Genomic DNA, 23,638 nt, shown 5'->3' on the forward strand with positions numbered 1-23,638 from the left:
AAATAAAAAGTATGGCTGAATCGAATTTTGTTGATTACGTAAAGATATACTGTCGCTCAGGTAAGGGCGGAAGAGGCTCTACGCACATGAGGCGCGAGAAATATTGTCCTAACGGAGGTCCCGATGGGGGCGATGGTGGAAGAGGAGGCCATATTATCTTGCGCGGTAACCGTAATTACTGGACATTGCTTCACCTCAAATATGACCGCCACGCGATGGCAGGACATGGCGAATCGGGAAGCAAGAACCGTAGTTTCGGAAAAGACGGCGCAGATAAAGTGATCGAAGTTCCCTGCGGTACGGTAGTATATAATGCCGAAACCGGAGAGTACCTTTGTGATGTGACGGATGACGGACAGGAAGTGATCTTGCTGAAAGGCGGTCGTGGTGGTCAGGGCAACAGTCATTTCAAGACAGCTACCCGTCAGGCTCCGCGTTTTGCGCAGCCGGGCGAGCCGATGCAGGAAATGACGGTGATCATGGAGCTGAAGCTGTTGGCAGATGTCGGTTTGGTAGGCTTCCCGAATGCAGGAAAGTCTACGTTGCTTTCTGCTATTTCAGCGGCAAAACCGAAGATTGCTGATTATCCGTTTACCACACTCGAACCGAATCTGGGAATTGTTTCCTATCGCGATGGAAAGTCATTCGTGATGGCGGACATACCGGGAATCATCGAGGGAGCAAGTCAGGGAAAAGGATTGGGACTGCGCTTTTTGCGTCATATCGAGCGTAACTCATTATTATTGTTCATGGTTCCGGCGGACAGCGACGATATCCGCAAGGAGTATGAAGTATTGCTGAATGAATTGCGTACCTTCAATCCCGAAATGTTGGACAAACAGCGCGTATTGGCTATCACAAAGAGCGATATGCTCGATCAGGAACTGATGGACGAGATTGAACCGACATTGCCCGAAGGCATTCCTCATATATTCATTTCTTCTGTTTCCGGTTTGGGAATCTCAGTGTTGAAAGACATTTTGTGGGAGGAACTGAATAAGGAAAGTAACAAGATAGAAGACATCGTTCACCGTCCGAAAGACGTGACCCGTCTGCAGCAGGAACTCAAAGACATGGGTGAGGACGAAGACCTCGAATATGAATATGAAGAAGAGGCTGACGACGAAGACGATGATCTTGACTACGAATACGAAGAAGAGGATTGGGAGGAAAAATGATTTCAATCACAAGAGATAAAAGAATGTTGGGGTATGAGTCGTTAAGCTCATACTCCAACATTTCTCATTTTGTAACTGCCCGGCAGGGAGGATGCAGTGAGGGAGCTTATGCGTCGTTCAACTGCACGCCTTACAGTGGTGATGAGGCGGAGAAAGTGCGACGGAATCAAAGTCTGCTGATGGAAGGTATGTCGCAAATGCCCAGAGAACTGGTTATTCCTTTGCAGACTCATGACACGAACTGCCTGCTGATTGGGGATGTTTATTTGTCTGCTTCGCCTCGGCAAAAACAGGATATGCTGTGTGGAGTAGATGCGCTAATTACCCGCGAGCCGGGATATTGTCTTTGCATATCGACGGCGGACTGCGTGCCTGTACTGGTATATGACACGAAGCATTGCGCAGTGGCTGCCATCCATGCCGGATGGAGGGGGACGGTAGCGTATATTGTACGTGATACCTTGTTGCGGATGGAAAAAGAGTTTGGCACAAGTGGAGAAGATGTGGTTGCCTGTATCGGTCCGAGTATTTCATTGACTTCTTTTGAAGTGGGTGAAGAGGTGTACGAAGCATTTCAAAAGAATGGTTTTGACATGCCCCGTATTTCTATCAGGAAAGAGGAAACCGGAAAGCATCATATCGATTTATGGGAAGCGAACCGATTGCAACTGCTTGCTTTCGGAGTACCTCCCGGACAGGTGGAACTTGCGCAGATATGTACGTATATTCATTACGACGATTTCTTCTCGGCAAGGCGTCTGGGCATTAAGTCCGGACGGATTCTGTCGGGGATCATGATTCATGAATAATACTTTCCATATAAGTGGATATAAATTTGAATGTAGGTTGACATAAACTTGAATAAAAGAATGTTTGAAATAAAAGTATCTCAGGAGCTAAAGAATGCCTGCCCTTTTTTTGCCGGGGCAGCCGTATATGCTGCAGTGAAAAATACCGCTTTCTGCGAGGGGCTTTGGAAAGAAATAAATGCTTTCACAGAAGATTTGACTACCACTACTCAAATGGAAGACATCAAGCGGCAACCTGTGATTGCTGCTACCCGTGAGGCTTACAAGCGTTGTGGTAAAGATCCGGGGCGCTATCGTCCGTCGGCAGAAGCATTGCGCCGCCGTCTGATGCGTGGAATTCCTTTGTATCAGATCGATACCTTGGTAGACCTTATCAATCTGGTTTCTCTTCGTACCGGACATTCTATTGGTGGTTTCGATGCGGACAAGATACAGGGTAACCGTCTTGAACTCGGTATCGGCAAAGCGGAAGAACCCTTTGAAGGTATCGGACGGGGGGTGCTGAACATAGAAGGACTGCCTGTGTACAGAGATTCTTTGGGAGGAATCGGAACGCCGACAAGCGATCATGAACGTACAAAGATGGATATCGGGACCAGTCATATTCTTGCAATAGTCAACGGATATAACGGAAAAGAAGGACTTAAGGAAGCTGCTGAAATGATTCAATCCTTATTGAAGGATTATGCTGGATCGGATGGCGGCGAACTTATCTATTTTGAATAACAAGGGGAAAAATACATGAAAAACATACTGATATTATTGACAGTCTTAGCTTTGCCGGCTATGGCTCATGCGCAAAGTAAATCTTCCTTCTCTTCTATGGAGGTGAACCATGTACGGGTTGCTACTCCCGGACTGTTTGCGAAAAGCAATCATATATATTTGCATTTGGATTCTTTGAAGGAACATGAGTATGCATTTCCGTTACCGGGAGCTAAAGTCATTTCGGCTTATGGATCTCGCGGAGGGCATTCGGGAGCAGATATAAAAACGTGTGCAAAAGATACCATTCGTGCTGCTTTTGATGGGGTGGTACGTATGTCCAAGCCATATTATGCTTACGGAAATCTGGTAGTAGTCCGTCACCCGAGCGGATTGGAAACGATTTATAGCCATAACTTCAAGAATCTGGTGCAGAGCGGAGATACAGTGAAAGCGGGGCAACCTGTCGGACTGACCGGACGTACCGGTCGTGCGACTACGGAGCATGTGCATTTTGAAACCCGTATTAACGGTCAGCATTTCAATCCGAATCTTATTTTCAATCTGAAAGAAGGTACGTTGCGGAAAGAATGTATCAAATGTACGAAGAATGGAAATGGAATTGTAGTGAGGTCGCAGGCAACCGGTAATCGCATGGCTCAAAATAAAAAATAAATGGAACAGCCTTGTTAGCAAGGTTTATAGACAAAGGCTTCATGGTCCGGTCGACGCATAAAGCCTTTGTTTCTTTTATTCAAAGCCTTTTGGCTTATTTCATAATATGTTTGCCATAATCCCATCCTTTGAGATCGTACAACTCTGCATCCTTGCGAATCCGTTCTTTAAAATCTTCGTAATTTCTTTTTTCCTGTGGGGTCCATCCAGCTTCGGCAACGGCAGCGAGACGTGGTAACATCAGGTATTCGAGCACTGAGGGCTCAGTGACCCATTCGGTCCAGAAGTTAGCTTGTACACCTTTATAATAAGGTTGCAAGTCGGCATCCACATCTTTAAGCGGCTGATAGTTGTATACGGCCTCCACTGTTTCAGTTCCATGTCCCTGTGACATCGGTTCTGTGGAAAGCTTCGACTGTTTTCTATTGATATAGTAAGGAATTTGTGGACTTAAAATAGCGTTCATACCTTGTTTGGCTGCTTGTTTAGCGGCAGCATTCGCTCCGATCCATGCCATGACGGTGATGTCATTGCCTAAAATGCGGGTATTTCCGTGAAGCACTTCATTCCAGAATATCAGTTGGCGTTGCTGGCTGGCAGGTTTCGTGGCAATGTAATCTTTCAGTTGTTTATAGAAATAAATCTGCAAGTCCCTGAAATTGGTAGAACCTATTTCGCTTAGCAAGTTCTTGCATTCTTCATTCTTTTGCCATTTGTTGATGGGACATTCATCGCCTCCCAGATGAATATAGTTGAATGGAAACAATTCGGTGAGTTCATCTATCACGTCTTTGGCGAATTGCATAGCCTGAGGATTGGCCACATTGATTACATCCGTAGAGATTCCCTGTTGCAACCATACTTCATGTTTATTTTCCGGGTCGCATGCCAGAAATTCCGGATAAGCAGCGACAGCAGCCTGTGAATGTCCGGGGATATCGATCTCGGGAACGATTTCTATAAATTTCTTTTTCGCATAAGCTACAATCTCTTTGATGTCTTTCTGAGTATAAAAGCCGCCGTAACGTTCGCCGTCAGGTTTTACGTCACCATACGCCAGCACTTTGCTATTCCTCCATGCACCGGTTTCCGTCAGTTTGGGGTACTTCTTTATTTCGATTCTCCAGCCTTGGTCTTCTGTCAGATGCCAATGGAATCGATTCATTTTGTAAGTAGCCATCATGTCGATCACTCGTTTTATTTCATCTTTACCGAAGAAATGTCTGCCTTCGTCCAGCATAAAACCTCTCCATTCAAAACGGGGAGCGTCTTCAATCTCAACAGATGGGATGCTCCATTCTTGATGGCCGGACGGTGCTACGCCTGCCATTACGTTGCGGGGCATCAGCTGCTTTAGTGTTTGTAGCGCATAATAGAAACCTGCAGGGCGGGCGGCTTCAATCCGGATTTGTTCTTTTGAAACGTTCAGTTTATAAGCTTCGGGCGGAAGTTGCTGATTCAAATTCAGAATAATGGCGGCTTTGGCTTCTTTTTGAGTAGAAGAGACTTTGATGCCGGTTACTTTCTGAAACTCCTTTTTGAATGATTCGAAGACCATGTGGACACTGTCTCCCTGATAGGGAGTGACTTTGGCTTTCAGTTGGTTGCCAAATTCGAAACGTCCGTCTTTTACCGTAAGGTGAGCCGGTTGTGGGATGATGGCAATTTCTTGCGCTGTTGACATTTGCTTGCTAAGAACTAGCAATAGCAGGGGTAAAAAGTGTTTAATTTTCATGGTAATTGGGGGTATTTGAATAAAAAGTATAACAGCGGACGAAGATAGAAATAATAAATTAGAAAAGTGTGTCTTTCTGATTGTTTTGTTTGCTCTTTTTGATTTGTTTGATCAACGTTCCCTATAAATTTGCGTAATTTGATAATTTAGTGTTTCTTTGTACGATAATATAAGTCATGATAACTAACCCCCATTATTACAACTTATGAAAAACAACAAGATCTGTCTATTGGGAGCTTGCCTCCTGTGTGCTGTAACTGTCTTTGCGCAGAATGTAAGTCTGCAACCCCCTCCTCAACAACTTATTGTTCAAAACAAGACCATTGATCTGCCTGCTGTCTATCAGCTAAATGGTGAGAAAGAAGCGAATCCGCATGCCGTAAAGGTACTGAAAGAATTGCTTTCCGGTAAGCAAAGCAGTAAGCAGGGAATACTTATTTCCATTGGTGAGAAAGGCGACAAGAGCGTACGCAAATATAGCCGCCGGATTCCTAACCGTGAGGAAGGCTATTATCTCTCTGTGAATGAAAAAGAAATCGTACTGGCCGGAAATGACGAACGAGGTACCTATTATGCCTTGCAAACTTTCGCGCAGTTACTGAAAGACGGGAAACTGCCCGAAGTAGAAATCAAAGATTATCCTTCCGTACGATATCGGGGGGTAGTAGAAGGTTTCTACGGAACTCCGTGGAGCCATCAGGCACGCCTCAGTCAGCTGAAGTTTTATGGTAAAAACAAGATGAACACTTATATATACGGTCCGAAAGACGATCCGTATCATAGTGCACCCAACTGGCGCCTGCCATATCCCGACAAAGAAGCTGCCCAACTGCAAGAATTGGTGGTAGTAGCCAATGAGAACGAAGTTGACTTTGTATGGGCAATCCATCCGGGACAGGATATCAAATGGAATCAGGAAGACCGCGACCTTTTGCTTTCCAAATTTGAGAAGATGTACCAGCTCGGCGTTCGTTCGTTTGCCGTATTCTTCGATGATATTTCCGGTGAAGGTACCAATCCTCAGAAGCAGGCGGAGCTGCTGAACTATATTGATGAGAATTTTGCGCAGACGAAGCCTGATGTCAATCAACTTGTCATGTGTCCTACGGAATATAATAAAAGCTGGTCGAATCCTAACGGCAATTATCTGACTACGCTGGGTGAAAAGCTCAACCCTTCCGTTCAGATTATGTGGACGGGAGACCGTGTCATTTCTGACATTACCCGTGATGGCATGGCGTGGATTAATGAACGGATCAAACGTCCGGCTTACATCTGGTGGAATTTTCCGGTGTCCGATTATGTGCGCGACCATTTGCTCCTCGGTCCTGTGTATGGTAACGATACGACGATTGCCAAAGAAATGTCAGGTTTCGTAACGAACCCGATGGAACATGCCGAGTCATCTAAAATTGCTATCTATAGTGTGGCAAGCTATGCCTGGAATCCTGCCAAGTATGATACTTGGCAAACGTGGAAGGATGCGATTCGTACCATTCTGCCAAGTGCGTCGGGTGAACTCGAATGCTTTGCTATCCATAATTCCGACTTAGGACCTAACGGACATGGCTACCGTCGTGAAGAATCTCAGGACATTCAGCCTGCCGCCGATCGTTTCCTTAAAAGTTTTAAAGAAGACGGCAGCTATGATAAGGCGGATTTCGAAGCCCTCCGGAATACTTTCGAGCGTATGAAAGAGTCCGCTGATATACTGCTGACCAATACGGAAAACAAACCGTTGATTGCCGAAATTACTCCTTGGTTGCGTCAGTTTAAACTGATGGCTGAAACAGGAGAAGAAGTGCTGCAAATGGTAGAAGGTCGGAATGAATCTTATTTTCTGCGGAAATACAATCATGTGAAAGCTTTGCAGCAACAGATGTTTTATATTGACCAGACATCTAATCAGAACCCTTATCAGCCGGGAGTAAAGACGGCCACACGAGTGATAAAACCATTGATTGACCAGACTTTCGCTGCTGTTGTGAGTTACTACAATAAAAAGTATAATGCCCGTCTGGATGCTGTTACCGACTATATGCCACATAAGATAATCAGTAGTGTGGAGCAAATAAAGAACTTGCCTTTGCAGGTGAAAGCCAATCGTATACTTATCTCTCCTGCTAATGAGGTCGTGAAATGGGCACCCGGAAACAGTGTTGAAATAGAACTGGATGCGATCTGTCCGGGAGAGAATATTCAGATAAACTTTGGTAAGGATGCTCCTTGTACATGGGGACGTCTTGAAATCTCTGCGGATGGCAAAGAATGGAAAACGATCGATATGAAGCAGAAAGAAAGCAGGTTGTCGGCTGATTTGCAGAAAACTCCGTTGAAGTTTGTCCGGTTCACCAATGTGAGCAATGAAGAACAGCAAGTATATCTGCGTCAGTTTGTTCTGACTATAGAGAAAAAGTAAACCGTTTTACGCGGTTCAGCCTTGATGACTTATAAGAAGACAAGAAAGGGTAGGAGAAGTTCCTACCCTTTTTTTGATTTGCGATACTCCCTTGGTGACATTCCCATGATTTTGCTGAACAGGCGGGAAAAATAATAAGTATCTTCAATACCGATTTTATAGCATATCTGGTTGATTTTCATATCGGTGGTATCCAGCAGCAGGCAAGCTTGTTGTATTTTCAGCAGATTGAAGTACGTGAGCGGGCTATGTCCCGTCTGCTTTTTAAACAGCATTGAGAAGTGCGACGGAGAATATCCGATTTGCGTCGAGATTTCTTCAAGACTCAGATGTTTCTCCATATTTTCTTTCATATAGTGGATGGCAACATCCACTATCCTTTCATCTTCCACCTGGTTGGTGCCTGCATTGCGATATTGCTGGATATAGCGTAATGTTCCCAGATAAAAGTGGAACATCGAAAACGCGTAACGCAGATTCTCATTGCTGTAGCCGTTCTTCAGTGTGTTGAATATCTCTTCAAACAGATTGATCCGTGTACTGATGCGCGAATGTCGTTCGGGTTTGATGTCCATCGGACGGCCGGCATCCTTGGCATAGAATGGAGCTGCTGTTCCTTTGAAGTGAATCCAGTAAATAGTCCATGGAGTAGAAGGATTGGAGGCGTATGAATGCGGGACACCTGCCGGAAGGATGAAATACTGGTTGGCAGAGACGTTATATTCCTGATCTCCGATCCGGTAAGAACCGGCCCCGTCTATACAATAGATAAAGACGAACTGATTGATGGGTTCTTTCCGTTCCCGAAAATGATACTTGGCTTTCGGATAATATCCGATGTCGGTGATATGCAGCATGGAGGTCAGCGGGTCTTCTTCCATCTTGTCAACGATCATACGGGGCAGGACTAGGGCTCTTTCTCCGGTAAATCCATCTTTTAGTTTTACCATAGCATATAATTGGTTATTCTGCACAAATATATAATAATGTATGGTATCTGTCAAATAATACATTGAAAATAAGATTGTCCATCTTTATAAAATGAAATTCTATTTTTTGTACCTGGGATGCCCCCTATCTTTGCAACACCAATTAATCAATCTTCTAGTGGTATGAAAAGTTATAATAAAAAGTTTGTCTATTCTATTTGTCTGGTTTCCGCGATGGGCGGTCTTCTGTTCGGATATGACTGGGTGGTCATCGGCGGAGCGAAACCTTTCTATGAACTCTATTTCGATATTGCCGATTCACCGACGATGCAGGGATTGGCGATGAGTGTAGCCTTGCTTGGCTGTCTGATCGGTGCGATGGTAGCCGGTATGATGGCAGACTGTTACGGGCGGAAGCCTCTTTTACTGATTTCCGCATTTATCTTTTTATCTTCTGCATACGCTACCGGAGCTTTTTCCGTATTTAGCTGGTTTCTGGTGGCCCGTTTTCTGGGAGGTATCGGTATCGGCATCGCTTCGGGATTGTCTCCGATGTATATTGCCGAAGTAGCACCGACTTCTATCAGAGGGAAACTCGTTTCACTCAATCAGCTGACTATTGTACTGGGTATTCTCGGTGCGCAGATAGCCAACTGGCTGATAGCCGAGCCTATTCCTGCCGACTTTACTCCTGCCGATATCTGTGCTTCATGGAATGGACAGATGGGATGGCGCTGGATGTTTTGGGGAGCAGCGTTTCCGGCGGCAGTATTCTTGTTGCTTGCCTGTTTTATTCCTGAGAGTCCCCGTTGGCTGGCTATGAAAGGAAAGAGAGAGAGGGCATGGAATGTGCTCAGCAAGATAGGTGGAAACCATTATGCGGAACAGGAACTTCAGATGGTGGAGCAAACCGGTTCTTCCAAATCAGAAGGCGGATTGAAATTGCTTTTCAGTCGTCCGTTCCGAAAAGTGCTGGTACTCGGTATCATAGTGGCTGTGTTTCAGCAGTGGTGCGGCACGAATGTGATCTTTAATTATGCACAGGAAATATTCCAGTCGGCAGGTTATTCGCTGGGAGATGTGCTCTTTAATATTGTAGTGACCGGTGTGGCAAATGTGATCTTCACGTTTGTGGCTATCTACACAGTCGAACGTCTGGGACGCCGTGTACTGATGCTTTTGGGAGCAGGCGGACTGGCCGGCATTTATCTGGTTCTCGGCACTTGTTATTTCTTCCAGGTGAGCGGATTCTTTATGGTCGTACTGGTGGTGTTGGCAATAGCCTGTTATGCCATGTCACTGGGACCTATCACATGGGTATTGCTGGCTGAGATATTCCCTAACCGTGTGCGTGGTGTCGCTATGGCAACCTGTACTTTCGCTTTGTGGGTAGGTAGTTTCACACTGACATACACGTTTCCTTTGCTGAACAGCGCACTGGGTAGTTACGGTACATTCTGGATTTATTCAGCTATTTGTCTCGTAGGCTTTGTCTTCTTCTGTCGGTCATTGCCCGAAACCAAAGGAAAGTCACTGGAGACGTTGGAGAAAGATTTAATAAAATAAAACTAATTATATTATGGTAAAAGCGTGGAAAGAAAAGGTTGTAATCCCTACGTATGAGGTAGGTAAGCCTGAGAAGAATCCTATTTTCCTGGAGAAGCGTGTGTATCAGGGAAGTAGCGGAGTGGTTTATCCTTATCCTGTCATCGAGTCAATGTCCGATGAAAAGGTGGATAAGGAATACGATGCCATCTTTATTGAAAATGAATATATCAAAGTGATGATTCTTCCCGAGTTGGGTGGTCGTGTGCAAATGGCTTATGACAAAATCAAGCAACGTCACTTTATCTATTATAATCATGTGATTAAACCTGCGCTGGTAGGACTGGCAGGTCCCTGGATTTCGGGAGGCATCGAGTTCAACTGGCCCCAGCATCACCGTCCCAGTACCTACATGCCCGTAGATACGGCGGTTGAAGAAAATGCAGACGGCAGCGTAACTGTGTGGGTCAATGAAATGGAACGTATGTTTCATCAGAAAGGGATGGCAGGTTTCACTCTTCGTCCGGGACATGCTTTTCTCGAAATCAAGGGAGTACTCTACAACCGTACCGAAGTACCGCAAACTTTCCTGTGGTGGGCAAATCCTGCCGTAGCGGTGAACGACCATTATCAGAGTGTATTCCCACCCGATATTAATGCGGTGTTCGATCATGGAAAGCGGGCCGTATCCAGCTTCCCTATTGCCACGGGCACTTATTACAAAATGGATTATTCTGCCGGAGTAGACATCTCTAACTATAAAAATATCAAAGTACCTACTTCGTACATGGCTGTCAATTCCCGGTATAATTTCGAAGGTGGATATGAGAACGATACGCATGCAGGTATGCTTCACGTAGCCAATCACCATATTTCTCCGGGTAAGAAGCAGTGGACATGGGGAAACGGCGATTTCGGTCGTGCCTGGGATCGTAATCTGACTGATGAAGACGGCCCATACATCGAGCTGATGGCAGGTGTCTACACCGAGAATCAACCGGACTTTACCTGGTTACAGCCTTACGAGGAAAAAAGCTTCGTGCAGTATTTTCTGCCTTATCGTGAACTGGGAGTAGTCAAGAATGCAAGCAAGGACCTCTTGATGAACATAGAACCGGAGGGTGAAGATAAGGTGCGTTTCAAGATATTCGCCACTTCCGAACAAACGGTTAAGGTAGTATTGAAAGGGGAGGACGGCACAGTATATTACAGCAAACAAGTAGTCATCACTCCGGAAGAATTGCTGGATGAAACGGTTGATGTGGCAGGTGAGAAGTTCAATAAACTGAGCCTCGAAATCACAGCAAACGGTAAGGAACTGCTTTACTGGCATGCCGAGCCGGAAGAGGTAAAACCGATTCCCGATGCTGCCGAAGCAGCCCTGTTGCCGGAAGAAATAAAGACAACCGAGCAACTCTATCTGACGGGCTTACACTTGGAGCAATACAGACATGCTACTTACAATCCGGTAGATTATTACGAAGAAGCCTTGCGTCGTGATCCGATTGACGTACGCAATAATAATGCGCTTGGACTGTGGTATATCCGTAAGGGGCGTTTCCGGAAAGCCGAACAATATCTGCTTACAGCAGTGAAGACCTTGCAGAAACGCAATCCGAATCCTTATGACGGAGAACCTCTTTACAATCTCGGACTTGCCTTGAAGTATCAGGGACGATATAATGAAGCATACGATCGTTTCTATAAATCATGCTGGAATGCAGCATGGCAGGATGCAGGCTATTTTGCCTGTGCTCAGATTGCTACTATGCAAGGTCGCTTGGAAGATGCTTTGGATGAAGTGGACCGCTCGCTTATCCGCAACTGGCATCATCACAAGGCACGTGCACTGAGAACTGCTATTCTTCGTCAGATGGGGAAAGCGAAAGAAGCTTTGCAGGTCATTGAAGACTCATTGGCTATTGATCAGTTCAACTTTGGTTGCCGTTATGAAAAGTATCTGATAACTCATGCCGCTGAGGACTTGCTGACTTTGCGGACAATGATGCGTGGCGAAGCCCACAACTATGATGAAATAGCACTCGATTATTGTAGTGCCGGTTGCTGGTCGGAAGCTGCCGGCTTATGGAATGTGGCGATTACTGAGGGTAGTGTGACTCCGATGACTTATTATTATCTGGGATGGTGTTTGACCCAAGGGAAACTTTCCGGTGCAGAGCAAGCACTTGCCGATGCAGCCCAAGCATGTTCCGACTACTGTTTCCCTAATCGCCTGGAAGCAATACTTGCCTTGCAGTGTGCTATGGAGCAAAATCCGAATGATGCGAAAGCTCCTTATTACCTGGGCAATTTGTATTACGACAAGCGCCAGTACGACTTGGCACTTGAAGCATGGGAAACTTCGGCTAAACTGGATGACAAGTTTCCGACGATATGGCGCAACCTGGCTTTGGCCAACTTTAACAAGAAGAACGAAGAAGCAAGAGCCATCGAGTATATGGAGCGTGCTTTCCGGCTCGATAAGACTGACGCGCGTGTGTTGATGGAATTAGATCAGCTTTACAAGCGTGTCCGCCGTTCACATGCCGAACGTTTGGCGTTCTTACAGCAATATCCCGAACTGATAGCACAACGTGACGATCTGGTATTGGAAGAAATCACTTTGTTGAATCAGACAGGAGAGTACGAAAAAGCGAAAACATTGCTTGATGCACACATCTTCCATCCGTGGGAAGGTGGAGAAGGAAAAGTGCCGGGACAGTATCAGTTTGCCCGCGTAGAACTGGCGAAGAAAGCACTTGAAGCCGGTAATTACAGTCAGGCTATCCCGCTTCTGGAAGAATGTCTGGAATATCCGCACCACTTGGGTGAAGGCAAACTATATGGTGCGCAGGAGAATGACTTCTATTACTTTATGGGTTGCGCTTATGAAGGTCTGGGGCAGAGTGACAAAGCGGCGGAATGTTGGGAACAAGCCATTGTCGGTCCTACCGAACCGGCTGCAGCTATGTACTACAACGATGCAAAACCTGATAAGATATTCTATCAGGGACTGGCATTACTGAAACTCGGTCGTATGGATGAGGCTAACGGACGCTTTCATAAACTGACTTCTTATGGTGAAAAGCATTTGTTTGACAAGATTAAGATGGATTACTTTGCAGTATCACTACCCGATTTATTAATTTGGGAAGATGATCTGACAATACGTAATGTCATCCATTGCAAATATATGATGGCATTGGGTTACTGGGGATTGAATCAAAAAGAAAAATCTGTTCGCTTGCTGGGTGAGGTGGAGAAATTGGATATCAATCATCAGGGCATTCAGGCTTTCCGTAGCCTGATAGGTTAAGAGTTCCGGTTTGGTACTGACCAAGTTTTGCTTCCTGCTTTGCAAACTTCTTTTGTTCCCATAGCAAAGTTGGTTTTGTCCTGAAGCAAACTATAAACGCAAGTTTCATTTTTATAATTGCAAGCTTTGATTATAAAAATGGAACTTGCGTTTTTACAATCAAAGCTTGCAATTATAGTTTATATCCGATAAAAGATAAGTTTGCATAGGGAGAAAAGGAAGTTTTCCCCTTATACAGCATAACTTTGCCGGGCTTATTCAAGGCAGCAGGCAACAAGTGTTCATGTAAGAGCCTGTAAGATATCGTTTCACGGGATAAACTTCACGCACACGGGCTTATCTACTTTTATATTTTGATGTATGTCTGTCAGCAATCCCGTGTCTGCATCTCTTTTATAGACCTGAATCATATTGCTGTCCCGACAGGCGACTAACAGGTATTTTCCGTTGGGAGTAATAATAAAGTTGCGTGGATGAATCCCTGTCAGCTGATAACCGGCCTTTGTCAGCATGCCGTTTTCCGGATGAATGCTGAAGATCGCTATTCCGTCCGCTTTCAGGCGATTGCTTGCATACAGGAATTTACCATCCGGGCTGATGTGGATATCCCCGCTTCCTTTGGCTCCTGCTGTGTCAGCAGCTATTGTCTGGATTTCTTTTAGGTTTCCGTCGTTATATTCAAATGCGATTACTGTCCCCGACAGTTCGTTAATGAGATACGCATAGTGTCCGTTCGGTGCGAAAGTCAGGTGGCGGGGACCCGACCCTGCTTCTACTTTATAAGAAGCCGGATTTCCTTCTTTCAGGAGGATCTCTTCATTATCAGGTTTGGCGTTCGGATGGATGATAAACTTATGTATCTGATCCGTACCCAGATCGTCGGCAAACAAGTATTTACCGTCCGGTGTGATGCGGACACAATGCAGGTGCGGTTTCTCCTGACGCTCCTTGTCTGCTCCCGAGCCTTTGAACTTCACTACCGTAGAAGCGGGGAGGAGCGAACCGTCTTTATCAATCGGAAAAACAGAAATGCTTCCTCCGCTGTAATTGGCAGTGATCACATTACTGCCGTTGGTGATGATGTAGCAAGGATCTTCGCCTTCGGTTTTCTGCGTGTTCAGTAGCCGGAAAGTGCCCTCTTCCTTATTGAAAGCAAATGCGTTGGCAGCAGCTTGATCATTGCTGAACTCACTGACTGCATAAATAAACTTTCCGTCGGCAGACGGTACAAGATAAGATGGGTTTTCTACTTCCGCCTCGCTGAGCGCAGTTGCCGTTCCGTTTTCTTCGTTGAACCGGAAACTGTAAAGGCCCTTACTGTCTCCCGAAGTGTAAGTACCGACAATCATTGTCAGTTCCGGTTCTGCTTCATGGGAACTTTCGGTTCGGGAAGCTTTTTTTGATGTACAACTAGATGTGGCCATACCGATAATACAGATTGTTGCAAGAATTTTTAGCATATATAGATTCTTTTCAGTTTGATTGCTATTTCTTTAACTGCGGCAATTTCACTTCTGTGATCCCGATTCGGTCGTCACCCAGCACAATGCGTAAATCACTGGCAGTTGTCCCTTTGAAATGAAAATCCAAGAGCTTGTTATACTCTTTTACGATACCGGAATAGACGGTGAGGAACTGTCCTCCACCACTGGATAGTTGTATCTCGAAATTAGTATCCAGTCCATTTTCGCGGCTGAAAGCTATGGATACACCGTCTACTTTGGCTCCGTTCTGTAAGGCAAAGGTAATGTAATCTCCTTTATTACCCTCCCAGGAAGTAGTTAAATTATTGTCTATTACATTATTTGCTGTTTCGGCGTTGGTACTGGCGCTTACCGGACTACTGTCTTTATCAGCTTCGGTGGTAGGTATACGACCGGGTTCCACTACCGTCAGTGTGCCGTTCAGACGGATATCGGTAGAGGAAGCTCCGACCATCAGCGTGAAATCTCCCGGTTCTACTACCCAGTGCATATCGGCATTGAGCAATTCCAGTGCTTTGCGGTCAATAGGGAAAGTTACTTCCTTCGTTTCACCCGGTTGCAGGTGAACTCGTTCGAATCCGGCAAGGTTCTTTTCGTAAGTAGTGACGCTGCTTAGTACATCGCGTACGTAAAGCTGCACTACTTCGTCTCCCGCCCGTTTGCCTGTGTTTGTCACTTTGCAGGTGACGAATGTTTGCTGGTTAGGGGTGATGATGGCGGGAGAGATTTTCAAATCACTATATTCAAAAGTGGTGTAACTCAGTCCGTATCCGAACGGATATAATGCACCGTTGGCACGAGACATATTGCCTTCCATTCCCGGATTCTTGCCTCCGTCTATTTGTGAAGAGGGCTTGCAGGGGAAGTTGAAAGGTATCTGGCCTACCGTTTTCGGGAAAGTGACGGTCAGTTTTCCACCGGGATTGTACTCTCCGAAAAGTACATCTGCTACCGCCTTTCCACCTTTCGAACCCGGATACCATGCTTCGACTATGGCAGGAACAAACTTATCTGCCCAGTTGATAGAAAGCGGACGACCATTGATAAGAACGAGTACAACCGGCTTTCCCGTAGCTGCTACTGCTTTCAGCAAATCGAGCTGACGACCGGGAAGATCGAGGCTGCTGCGGGATTTGTTCTCTCCGCAAGTGCGTTGCCCACCTCCCAAAACGACTACAGCTACATCCGCCTGTTTCGTTTGGTCGACAGCTTTTTCTATTTCTTTCTGCTCTTCATCGGTCAGAGGATAATCAATCAGTTCCGATTCCGGCCAGTTGGCATCTACCAGATCACAGCCCTTTGTGTAGAGTACTTCTGCCTTTCCTTTCATCTTTTCCTGAATACCTTTCAGTACGGAAGTGACCTCCACAGCCAGTGGACCGTAATGAGTCAGTGCATACGAATGTTCGTCTGCGTTCGGACCGCAGACTGCTATTTTTTGAATGCCCGAAGCATCTAACGGCAATATGTTTTTATCATTTTTCAGTAGTACGATAGATTCCCGGGAAGCCTGCAAAGCTATTTCCTCATTGGCTGCCTTCTCCACTTCTTCATCAGCCCCTTTCAAATCAATCTGGTAAGGATGATCGAATAATCCGACGAGGAACTTGACTCTCAGAATATCCCGTACACGGTCGTTGATGACCTCCTCGCTCAGTCCTCCTTCTTTGACCAGCTCCCTTAGTGGTAATACATACGAATCCGGTGAGCGGAAAGTACAGCGCACATTCAGTCCGGCTTCCACGCTTTGGCGTACCGCTTCTTTCATGTCCTTGGCTGTTCCGTGTTTGGTATAAAGGTATTCTACCGCATCACTGTCCGAAACCACATATCCACGGAAACCCATTTCTCCGCGCAGACGGGTGGTAAGCCAGTAATAACTGCTTTGAATCGGGAATCCGTCATAGTCATTGTATGAGCTCATGACTCCCAATAATCCGGCTTCGCGGATAACCCGCTTGAAAGGATAGACATGGGTCATTTCCACTTCACGTGGCGACATTTGCGGGTCGACACGTGCCATGCCTTCGCGTGCTCCTTTATTATTACTATAGGCGATAAAGTGCTTTCCGGTTGCTGCTATCTGATGGTTGTGTTGCATACCACGTACCATTTCTATACCCAGTTCGGCAACCAGATAAGGAGACTCGCCGTATACTTCTTCGTAGCGTCCCCAGCGTTGGTCGCGACCTACGTCCAATATAGGTGCATACACATTGGTATATCCCAACATGCGTGCTTCCCGTCCGGTGATCAGCCCTACTTGGTGAATCAGCCGGCGATTCCAGGTATGTCCCAGCCCCAGTTGGGTAGGGAAGTTGGTAGCTTTATAACTTTCCACTCCGCGAATCCCTTCATTGGTGAAGTCGGTGGGAATGCCGAGTCTTGTTTCTTCTATAAAAAATCGCTGGACTTCATTCAATGCCCAGGCATGGCGGGAGGCGGGCCATATGTTTTCATTGTCGGAGGGAGGAAGTCCCCATTGCTGAAAACCATTCAGATGTTCGTCAATAGCTCCGATTCCGTCTTTCCACAGTTGGTTTTTCCATTCGGGAGTAGGCAGATCATCCTTTAATACTCTTTTGTATCCATAAAGCGTCACCATCTGACATGTTTTTTCTTCCAGTGTCATTTGGCTGAGCAGGTCTTCTATACGTGCGTCGATTGTGGCAGTCGGATCTTCGTACACGTCTTTGATTCCATTCTTGTTAAAGTCAATCCATCCTTTCTTATACATTTCTGTGCGGACAGGTTTATAAACAGCAGGTGTTTTAGTTGCCTTCTGTGCAGATAACAATGTGCTGCTTCCCAGAAAGAGTGCGGTGAATAAAAGTTTCTTCATGGTATATGATATCTTGTTTTTGATTTCTGCCTGTAAAGATAATGCCACTTATCGGAAAATAACAGCAATTTTCGTACAAATTGCCTGCACTGAGAGTCCATACAAGTGAGGTGAATATAATATTTGCTAATGAAAAGCCGGGAATAGGAAAACATTTCTTATCTTTGCAGCGTATTTAAAATTTCAGACCGTTATAAAGTCATGGGGTTGACTGGATTTGACAGCGGGCAGAAATGGTAGGTAAGCATGCAGTGGGTCGGTAATTTCCACTTAAATCTCAGTTATCAAAACTTTATCTGGCGAAACTAATTACGCTCTTGCTGCTTAATCGAATCACAGTAGATTAGCTTAATCCAGACACTAGGTGTCAGGACGAGACATCACTCGGAAGCTGTTGCTCCGAAGCATTCCGGTTCAGTGGTGCAGTAATATCGGGGATAGTCAGAAGCGGCCTCGCGTTTTTGATGAAACTTTAGAGGATAAGGCAGGAATTGATGGCTTTGGTTCTGCTCCTGCACGAAAATTTAGGCAAAGATAAGCATGTAGAAAGCTTATGATTTCCTCGTTTGGACGAGGGTTCGATTCCCTCCAGCTCCACGATTTAGAAAATAAAGCTCTGAGTATTCAGAGCTTTATTTTTTTCTTTATACTCCTCTTGTTTCTCTGTTTTTACCACTGACCGGCTCTTCTCCTCTTTTTTAGATAAGGAGTCAATTTCTTATACATGTATTTACGTTTGTTCTCTTTTGGTATGCTATAAAAGAAGTTTTGTATTGTCAATAATTTTATGATTGTAATTGAAATGCGGAATAATTGCAAATATACGCAAACAAGTCTTAATATTGAGACGCTATTGCCTTCTAATCTTTGAGAATGCTTAAATTTATATTTGTAACCGATAATTATCTTAGCAAAAATGGAAATCAATGTGAAACAAATTGAATTAAAGTTTCAGCGTTTCTTTACTGAAAACTTCCCAAAAGTAAAGAATTATGCACAGATGCTGCTTAGGTCAGAGATTGATGCAGAGGATGTAGCGCAAGATGTTTTCTATAAACTTTGGTTACAACCCGAGATATGGCTAGACAATGAAAAGGAACTGGATAACTATCTCTTTATAATGACTCGAAACATTATTCTGAATATCTTCAAACACCAGCAAATAGAACAGGACTATCAGGAAGGGTATCTTGAAAAGGCGGTACTTCATGAACTGATGGAAAGTGAGGACACGCTGAAAAACATATATTATGAAGAAATGCTGCTTGTCATTCGCCTGACTCTGGAGAAAATGCCGGAACGCCGGAGATTAATATTCGAGCTTAGCCGTTTTAAAGAACTTAGTTATAAAGAAATAGCGGAGAGGCTCAATATTTCTATTCGCACGGTGGAGCATCAGGTTTATCTGGTGCTTATAGAATTGAAGAAAGTACTCCTCTTTTTATTTTTTCTGTTTTCATTTAAGTAGTGTTTTTGTTTTAGTTGTATTTAAAGTATAAAGGAGAAAAACGAGGATGAAAAATTATATTCAGCATATTATAGAGTTATTCGGGCATAATGAATATTCATTGGGCACGCGGAGAAGAGTGCAGCAATGGTTGGCAGATGAGAACCATGCGGAAGAAAAAAAAGAAGCACTCCATGCGTTGTGGCAGCAAGCGGGAGAACAGAAGGTACCCCGTGGCATGCAGCAGTCGATACAACGGATGCAACGAAATATAGGAATGCAGCCTGCCGGTTCCGATAAGAAGTATCAATTGCTTATATGGAGAGCGGCAGCTATTTTCTTGTTGGCAGTGTCGTCTGTTTCAATCTATCTGATGCTGGAGAAGGACAAGCCGCAAAAGGATCTGGTAGAATATTATATACCGACAGCGGAAATACGTGAATTTACATTGCCTGACGGTACACGGGTGATGCTGAATTCGAAAAGTACTTTACTGTATCCCGAACAGTTTACCGGTAAAACGCGCAGTGTATATTTGATTGGTGAAGCAAATTTTCAGGTAAAGCAGGATAAAGAACATCCCTTTATTGTAAAAGCCAATGATTTTCAAATTACTGCTTTGGGAACAGAGTTTAATGTGAATGCCTACCCGGAGAATGATGAATTGACTGCAACTCTGCTGGAAGGAAGTGTGAAAGTAGAATTTAATAACCTATTATCTAATGTGATTTTAAAACCTAATGAGCAGATAACGTATAATAAACAGACCCGAAAGCGTAGCCTTCAAACGCCGCGAATGGAAGATGTGACTGCCTGGCAGCGTGGAGAACTGGTTTTCAGCAATATACATCTGGACGAGATTTTCACAAGCCTCGAACGTAAGTTCCCTTATACCTTTGTTTATAGCCTTCACAGCCTGAATGATAAAACGTATAGTTTCCGTTTCCAACAGAAAGCCACTTTGGAAGAAGTTATGCAGATTATAACTCAAGTAGCGGGAGATGTCAAATATGTAATCAGGGGAAATAAATGCTATATTACAGATAACGAATAAAGAATAATTGTTGAACCTTTTTTAATTTAATACATTATGCAAAAAAATATCCGGAAGAAATGGCCGTTTCTCCCGGATGTGAAATCATTCTCTTTTTAATATTAGCGTGTCTTGACGCTATTTCAATTGATCATAAAATAATAACCAATTAACTAATACTAAAAAGATGCTACAAATTTATGAAAAAATAGCAGATAATGTTGCTCAAAAGCGAGTATTTCTCATTTTTTTAGGTCTATTGTTGCTGCAGACCCTCGCTTTTGCTCAAAATGATAGTAAAATAACTATCAAGCAAAAAGATATCACTGCAGTAGATGCGTTGAAAGCTGTGGAACGGCAGTCGAAGATGTCTATTAATTACAGTGATTCCGAACTGAAAGGAAAGAAAATAGCCGAACTAAACTTGGAAAACGCATCAGTGGCAACTGCACTCGACGCAATCTTAAAAGGAACTGGTTTCTCGTATCAGATTCAGGGTAATTATATCATAGTTACCGAAAAGAAACCTGCTGCGCAATCTCAACAATCTCAGAAAATGATTAAGGGAAAAGTGACCGATGAGAATGGTGAACCTCTTATTGGGGTAAATATATCAGTGGAAGGTAGTTCTACGGGTACAATAACCGATTTTGATGGAAACTTTTCTATTAGCGGTCCCGGCAATGCCAGGCTGAGAGTATCTTATATAGGATATGCAACTCAAATGATTGCAGTTTCCGATAAAGAGTTTTATCCGGTTACCATGAAGCAGGATGCTGAGGTACTGGACGAAGTCGTTGTTACGGCATTAGGTATCAAGCGTGCGGAGAAAGCACTGTCTTACAATGTGCAACAAGTAAAAGGAGATGAAATAACCGCTATCAAAGACGCTAACTTCATTAATTCGCTGAACGGTAAGATAGCGGGTGTGAGTATCAACAAAAGTGGTAGCGGTGTCGGTGGTGCAACGCGTGTAGTAATGCGTGGTGCAAAATCCATCGAAGGAGACAATAATGCACTGTATGTAGTTGACGGTATTCCTTTGTTTAATACCAATATGGGAAACACCGACAGTGGTATCATGGGTGAAGGCAAAGCCGGAACAGAAGGTGTTGCCGACTTTAACCCGGAAGATATCGAAAGTATTTCTATTCTGAGCGGACCTTCGGCTGCTGCTCTGTATGGTAGTAGCGCGGCAAACGGTGTCGTCCTGATTACTACGAAGAAAGGACAGGAAGGGAAATTGCAGATATCATTTTCTTCTTCATCCGAATTCAGTAAGGCATATATGATGCCTGAATTCCAGAATACCTATGGAAATAAAGAAGGTATGTTCGAAAGCTGGGGCGATAAGCTGTCCAGACCTAATTCATATGATCCTAAGAGTGATTTCTTTAATACCGGAACTAATTTCATTAATTCATTGACACTGTCGACCGGTACAAAGCAGAACCAGACGTTTGCTTCCGTATCTTCTACGAATTCAAAAGGTATTGTTCCTAACAATGCTTATGATCGTTTGAATTTTACGATTCGTAATACAGCTACTTTTCTGGATGATAAATTGCAGTTGGATTTAGGTGCATCCTACGTGAAGCAGAAAGATAAAAACATGGTATCGCAGGGACAATATTGGAATCCGGTGATATCCGCTTATCTATTCCCGCGTGGCGAAAGTTTCGATGATATCAAGACTTTTGAACGTTACGATCAGAGTCGTAACATTCCGATACAGTATTGGCCTATTGCCGATGCTACTTATGGTTCACAGAATCCTTACTGGACTGCTTACCGCAATATAGCAACCAATGAAAAGAGCCGTTATATGTTCAACGTCGGACTGACTTATAAGATCACAGACTGGATAAATCTTGCCGGACGTTATCGTATGGACGATACTCATGTCCAGTTCGAACGTAAGGTTTATGCTACTTCCGATCAAAAATTCGCCGAAGGCAGAAAGGGGCTTTATGACTATAGCAACTATAAAGACCGTCAGGAATACGCTGACTTTATGCTGAACATCAATAAGCAGTTTAATGACTTCAATGTTTCTGCCAACTTGGGTTATAGTTATTCTAACTACTGGTCGCTGGCAAGAGGTTATAAAGGAACATTGCTCGGAGTGACAAACCTGTTTGCAGCCAGCAACATCGACCCGTCCAACGGTCGTATTTCCGAAGATGGAGGTGACAGTCGCGTGCGCAATCACGCTATCTTTGCTAATGTCGAGCTGGGTTGGAGAAGCATGCTTTATCTTACTTTGACCGGACGTAATGACTGGAACTCAAGGTTGGTAAACACCGATGAAGAGTCATTCTTCTATCCGTCGGTAGGTTTGTCCGGCATTATCTCTGAAATGGTGAAACTGCCCGAATTTATTTCATATTTAAAGGTGCGCGGGTCTTATACGGAAGTAGGTTCTCCGGTATCTAAATCAGGACTTACTCCGGGAACAGTTACCACTCCGATAGTGGGCGGTGCGTTATCTCCCACAGGTATCTATCCGTTTACCGACTTCAAGGCAGAACGTACCCGTTCGTATGAATTCGGATTGAGTGTTCGCTTCTGGAACAAGTTGAGTGCAGAAGTCACTTATTATAAGTCGAATACATACAATCAGACATTTATCGGAGACTTGCCGGAGTTTTCGGGTTACAAACAAATTTATCTGCAGGCAGGTAACGTACAGAATCACGGATGGGAAGCCTCATTGGGATATAGAGACAGCTTCAAGGATTTTAGCTTCTCTTCAAACCTGACCTTCTCCCGCAATGTGAACGAGATTAAAGAAATGGTGGAAAACTACCATACCAGTATGAGCCCGGAACCTATTAACGTCCCGGAAGTAAGGAAAGACAACGGGCGTGTAATTCTGAAAGTAGGGGGCAGTATCAATGATATTTATGCCAATACCTTCTTGAAGAAGGATAGCCAGGGCTATGTTGAAATCAAGCAAGACGGCTCGTTCGGACTCGAGCAGGGTGAACCGGTTTTCTTAGGAAAGACCGCACCGGACTTTAATATGGGTTGGAGCAACTCATTATCATACAAAGGATTTGGCTTGAGTTTCTTGATCAACGGACGTTTCGGTGGTGTGGTAACTTCTTCTACCCAAGCTGTCCTCGACCGTTTCGGAGTATCAAAAACATCTGCTGAAGCGCGTGACGCAGGTGGTGTCTTATTGCCCGGACAGGGAAGAGTGGATGCTCAGAAATATTATCAGTTGATAGGTACGGGAGACTATACTACCTCCGGATATTATGTATATAGTGCTACCAACATCCGTCTGCAGGAACTGACTTTGAGTTATAAGTTCCCTAACCTTTGGTTTAAGGATATACTGAAAGATGTTACTTTGTCATTCATTGCCAACAATCCTTGGATGATCTACAGTAAGGCTCCGCATGATCCGGAACTGACTCCGTCTGTAGGAACATACGGTCAAGGTAATGATTATTTCATGCAACCGAGTGTAAGGAGTTTCGGTTTCGGTATTAAATTTAAATTATAATTGACCC

At 44.4% G+C, this 23,638-nt stretch carries 14 protein-coding genes and 1 other RNA gene; 11 read left to right on the forward strand and 4 right to left on the reverse strand.

Annotated features, from left to right (window positions below; genetic code table 11):
* The first annotated feature begins 11 nt into the window (after nt 1-11).
* The 4 genes from obgE to K6V30_RS10515 are packed head-to-tail and all read left to right on the forward strand — an operon-like array spanning nt 12 to nt 3,367.
* Nucleotides 12-1,178, forward strand: a complete 1,167-nt coding sequence (obgE, locus tag K6V30_RS10500) for a GTPase ObgE (RefSeq protein ID WP_022301219.1) — start codon at nt 12-14, stop codon at nt 1,176-1,178.
* Nucleotides 1,175-1,987 (forward strand): peptidoglycan editing factor PgeF, encoded by an 813-nt coding sequence (gene pgeF / locus K6V30_RS10505; RefSeq protein WP_055270127.1) that lies wholly within the window; start codon nt 1,175-1,177, stop codon nt 1,985-1,987. Before obgE ends, pgeF begins: the two co-directional genes overlap by 4 nt.
* Nucleotides 1,988-2,047: 60 nt before the next feature.
* A complete protein-coding gene (locus K6V30_RS10510; protein ID WP_010536982.1) occupies nt 2,048-2,713 on the forward strand; it encodes a B3/B4 domain-containing protein in 666 nt (221 codons plus the stop codon).
* A gap of 15 nt (nt 2,714-2,728) precedes the next feature.
* Nucleotides 2,729-3,367 carry a M23 family metallopeptidase gene (locus K6V30_RS10515; protein WP_055270125.1) on the forward strand — a complete coding sequence of 213 codons (639 nt, stop codon included), beginning with the start codon at nt 2,729-2,731 and terminating at the stop codon, nt 3,365-3,367.
* 94 nt (nt 3,368-3,461) lie between these two features.
* On the opposite strand, the gene K6V30_RS10520 is transcribed toward K6V30_RS10515, so the two are convergent.
* Complete coding sequence (locus K6V30_RS10520) at nt 3,462-5,102, reverse strand: beta-N-acetylhexosaminidase (RefSeq protein ID WP_055270123.1); 1,641 nt, start codon at nt 5,100-5,102, stop codon at nt 3,462-3,464.
* Nucleotides 5,103-5,307: 205 nt separating this feature from the next.
* On the opposite strand from K6V30_RS10520, the gene K6V30_RS10525 reads away from it, so the two are divergent.
* On the forward strand, nt 5,308-7,521 hold the full coding sequence (locus tag K6V30_RS10525; RefSeq protein ID WP_055270121.1) for a beta-N-acetylglucosaminidase: 2,214 nt from the start codon (nt 5,308-5,310) through the stop codon (nt 7,519-7,521).
* A gap of 62 nt (nt 7,522-7,583) precedes the next feature.
* Here the strand turns inward: K6V30_RS10525 and K6V30_RS10530 are convergent, their stop codons facing one another.
* Complete coding sequence (locus tag K6V30_RS10530; RefSeq protein WP_055270179.1) at nt 7,584-8,471, reverse strand: helix-turn-helix domain-containing protein; 888 nt, start codon at nt 8,469-8,471, stop codon at nt 7,584-7,586.
* A gap of 162 nt (nt 8,472-8,633) precedes the next feature.
* Here K6V30_RS10530 and K6V30_RS10535 point away from each other — a divergent pair, with 162 nt between their 5' ends.
* Nucleotides 8,634-10,016 carry a sugar porter family MFS transporter gene (locus K6V30_RS10535; RefSeq protein ID WP_055270119.1) on the forward strand — a complete coding sequence of 461 codons (1,383 nt, stop codon included), beginning with the start codon at nt 8,634-8,636 and terminating at the stop codon, nt 10,014-10,016.
* A gap of 13 nt (nt 10,017-10,029) precedes the next feature.
* The gene (locus K6V30_RS10540; protein ID WP_055270117.1) at nt 10,030-13,311 is read left to right on the forward strand and encodes a DUF5107 domain-containing protein; all 3,282 of its coding nucleotides are present in this window, start codon (nt 10,030-10,032) and stop codon (nt 13,309-13,311) included.
* 308 nt (nt 13,312-13,619) lie between these two features.
* On the opposite strand, the gene K6V30_RS10545 is transcribed toward K6V30_RS10540, so the two are convergent.
* Together K6V30_RS10545 and K6V30_RS10550 are read right to left on the reverse strand one after the other, a co-directional pair.
* Complete coding sequence (locus tag K6V30_RS10545; RefSeq protein WP_010536988.1) at nt 13,620-14,771, reverse strand: lactonase family protein; 1,152 nt, start codon at nt 14,769-14,771, stop codon at nt 13,620-13,622.
* Nucleotides 14,772-14,796: 25 nt separating this feature from the next.
* Nucleotides 14,797-17,637 carry a beta-glucosidase gene (locus tag K6V30_RS10550; RefSeq protein ID WP_055270115.1) on the reverse strand — a complete coding sequence of 947 codons (2,841 nt, stop codon included), beginning with the start codon at nt 17,635-17,637 and terminating at the stop codon, nt 14,797-14,799.
* A 203-nt stretch (nt 17,638-17,840) separates the two neighbouring features.
* Between K6V30_RS10550 and ssrA the strand changes: the two genes are divergently transcribed.
* The 4 genes from ssrA (at nt 17,841) to K6V30_RS10570 (ending at nt 23,631) form a co-directional block, all read left to right on the forward strand.
* Nucleotides 17,841-18,237, forward strand: a transfer-messenger RNA (tmRNA) gene (ssrA, locus tag K6V30_RS10555).
* Nucleotides 18,238-18,553: 316 nt separating this feature from the next.
* Nucleotides 18,554-19,105 (forward strand): RNA polymerase sigma-70 factor, encoded by a 552-nt coding sequence (locus K6V30_RS10560; RefSeq protein ID WP_010536991.1) that lies wholly within the window; start codon nt 18,554-18,556, stop codon nt 19,103-19,105.
* 46 nt (nt 19,106-19,151) lie between these two features.
* Complete coding sequence (locus tag K6V30_RS10565; protein ID WP_055270113.1) at nt 19,152-20,138, forward strand: FecR family protein; 987 nt, start codon at nt 19,152-19,154, stop codon at nt 20,136-20,138.
* Nucleotides 20,139-20,304: 166 nt separating this feature from the next.
* Nucleotides 20,305-23,631, forward strand: coding sequence for a TonB-dependent receptor (locus K6V30_RS10570; protein ID WP_010536993.1), 3,327 nt, complete (start codon nt 20,305-20,307; stop codon nt 23,629-23,631).
* Nucleotides 23,632-23,638: the final 7 nt, after the last annotated feature.

Source organism: Bacteroides faecis, assembly GCF_020091505.1.
Lineage (GTDB): Bacteria > Bacteroidota > Bacteroidia > Bacteroidales > Bacteroidaceae > Bacteroides > Bacteroides faecis.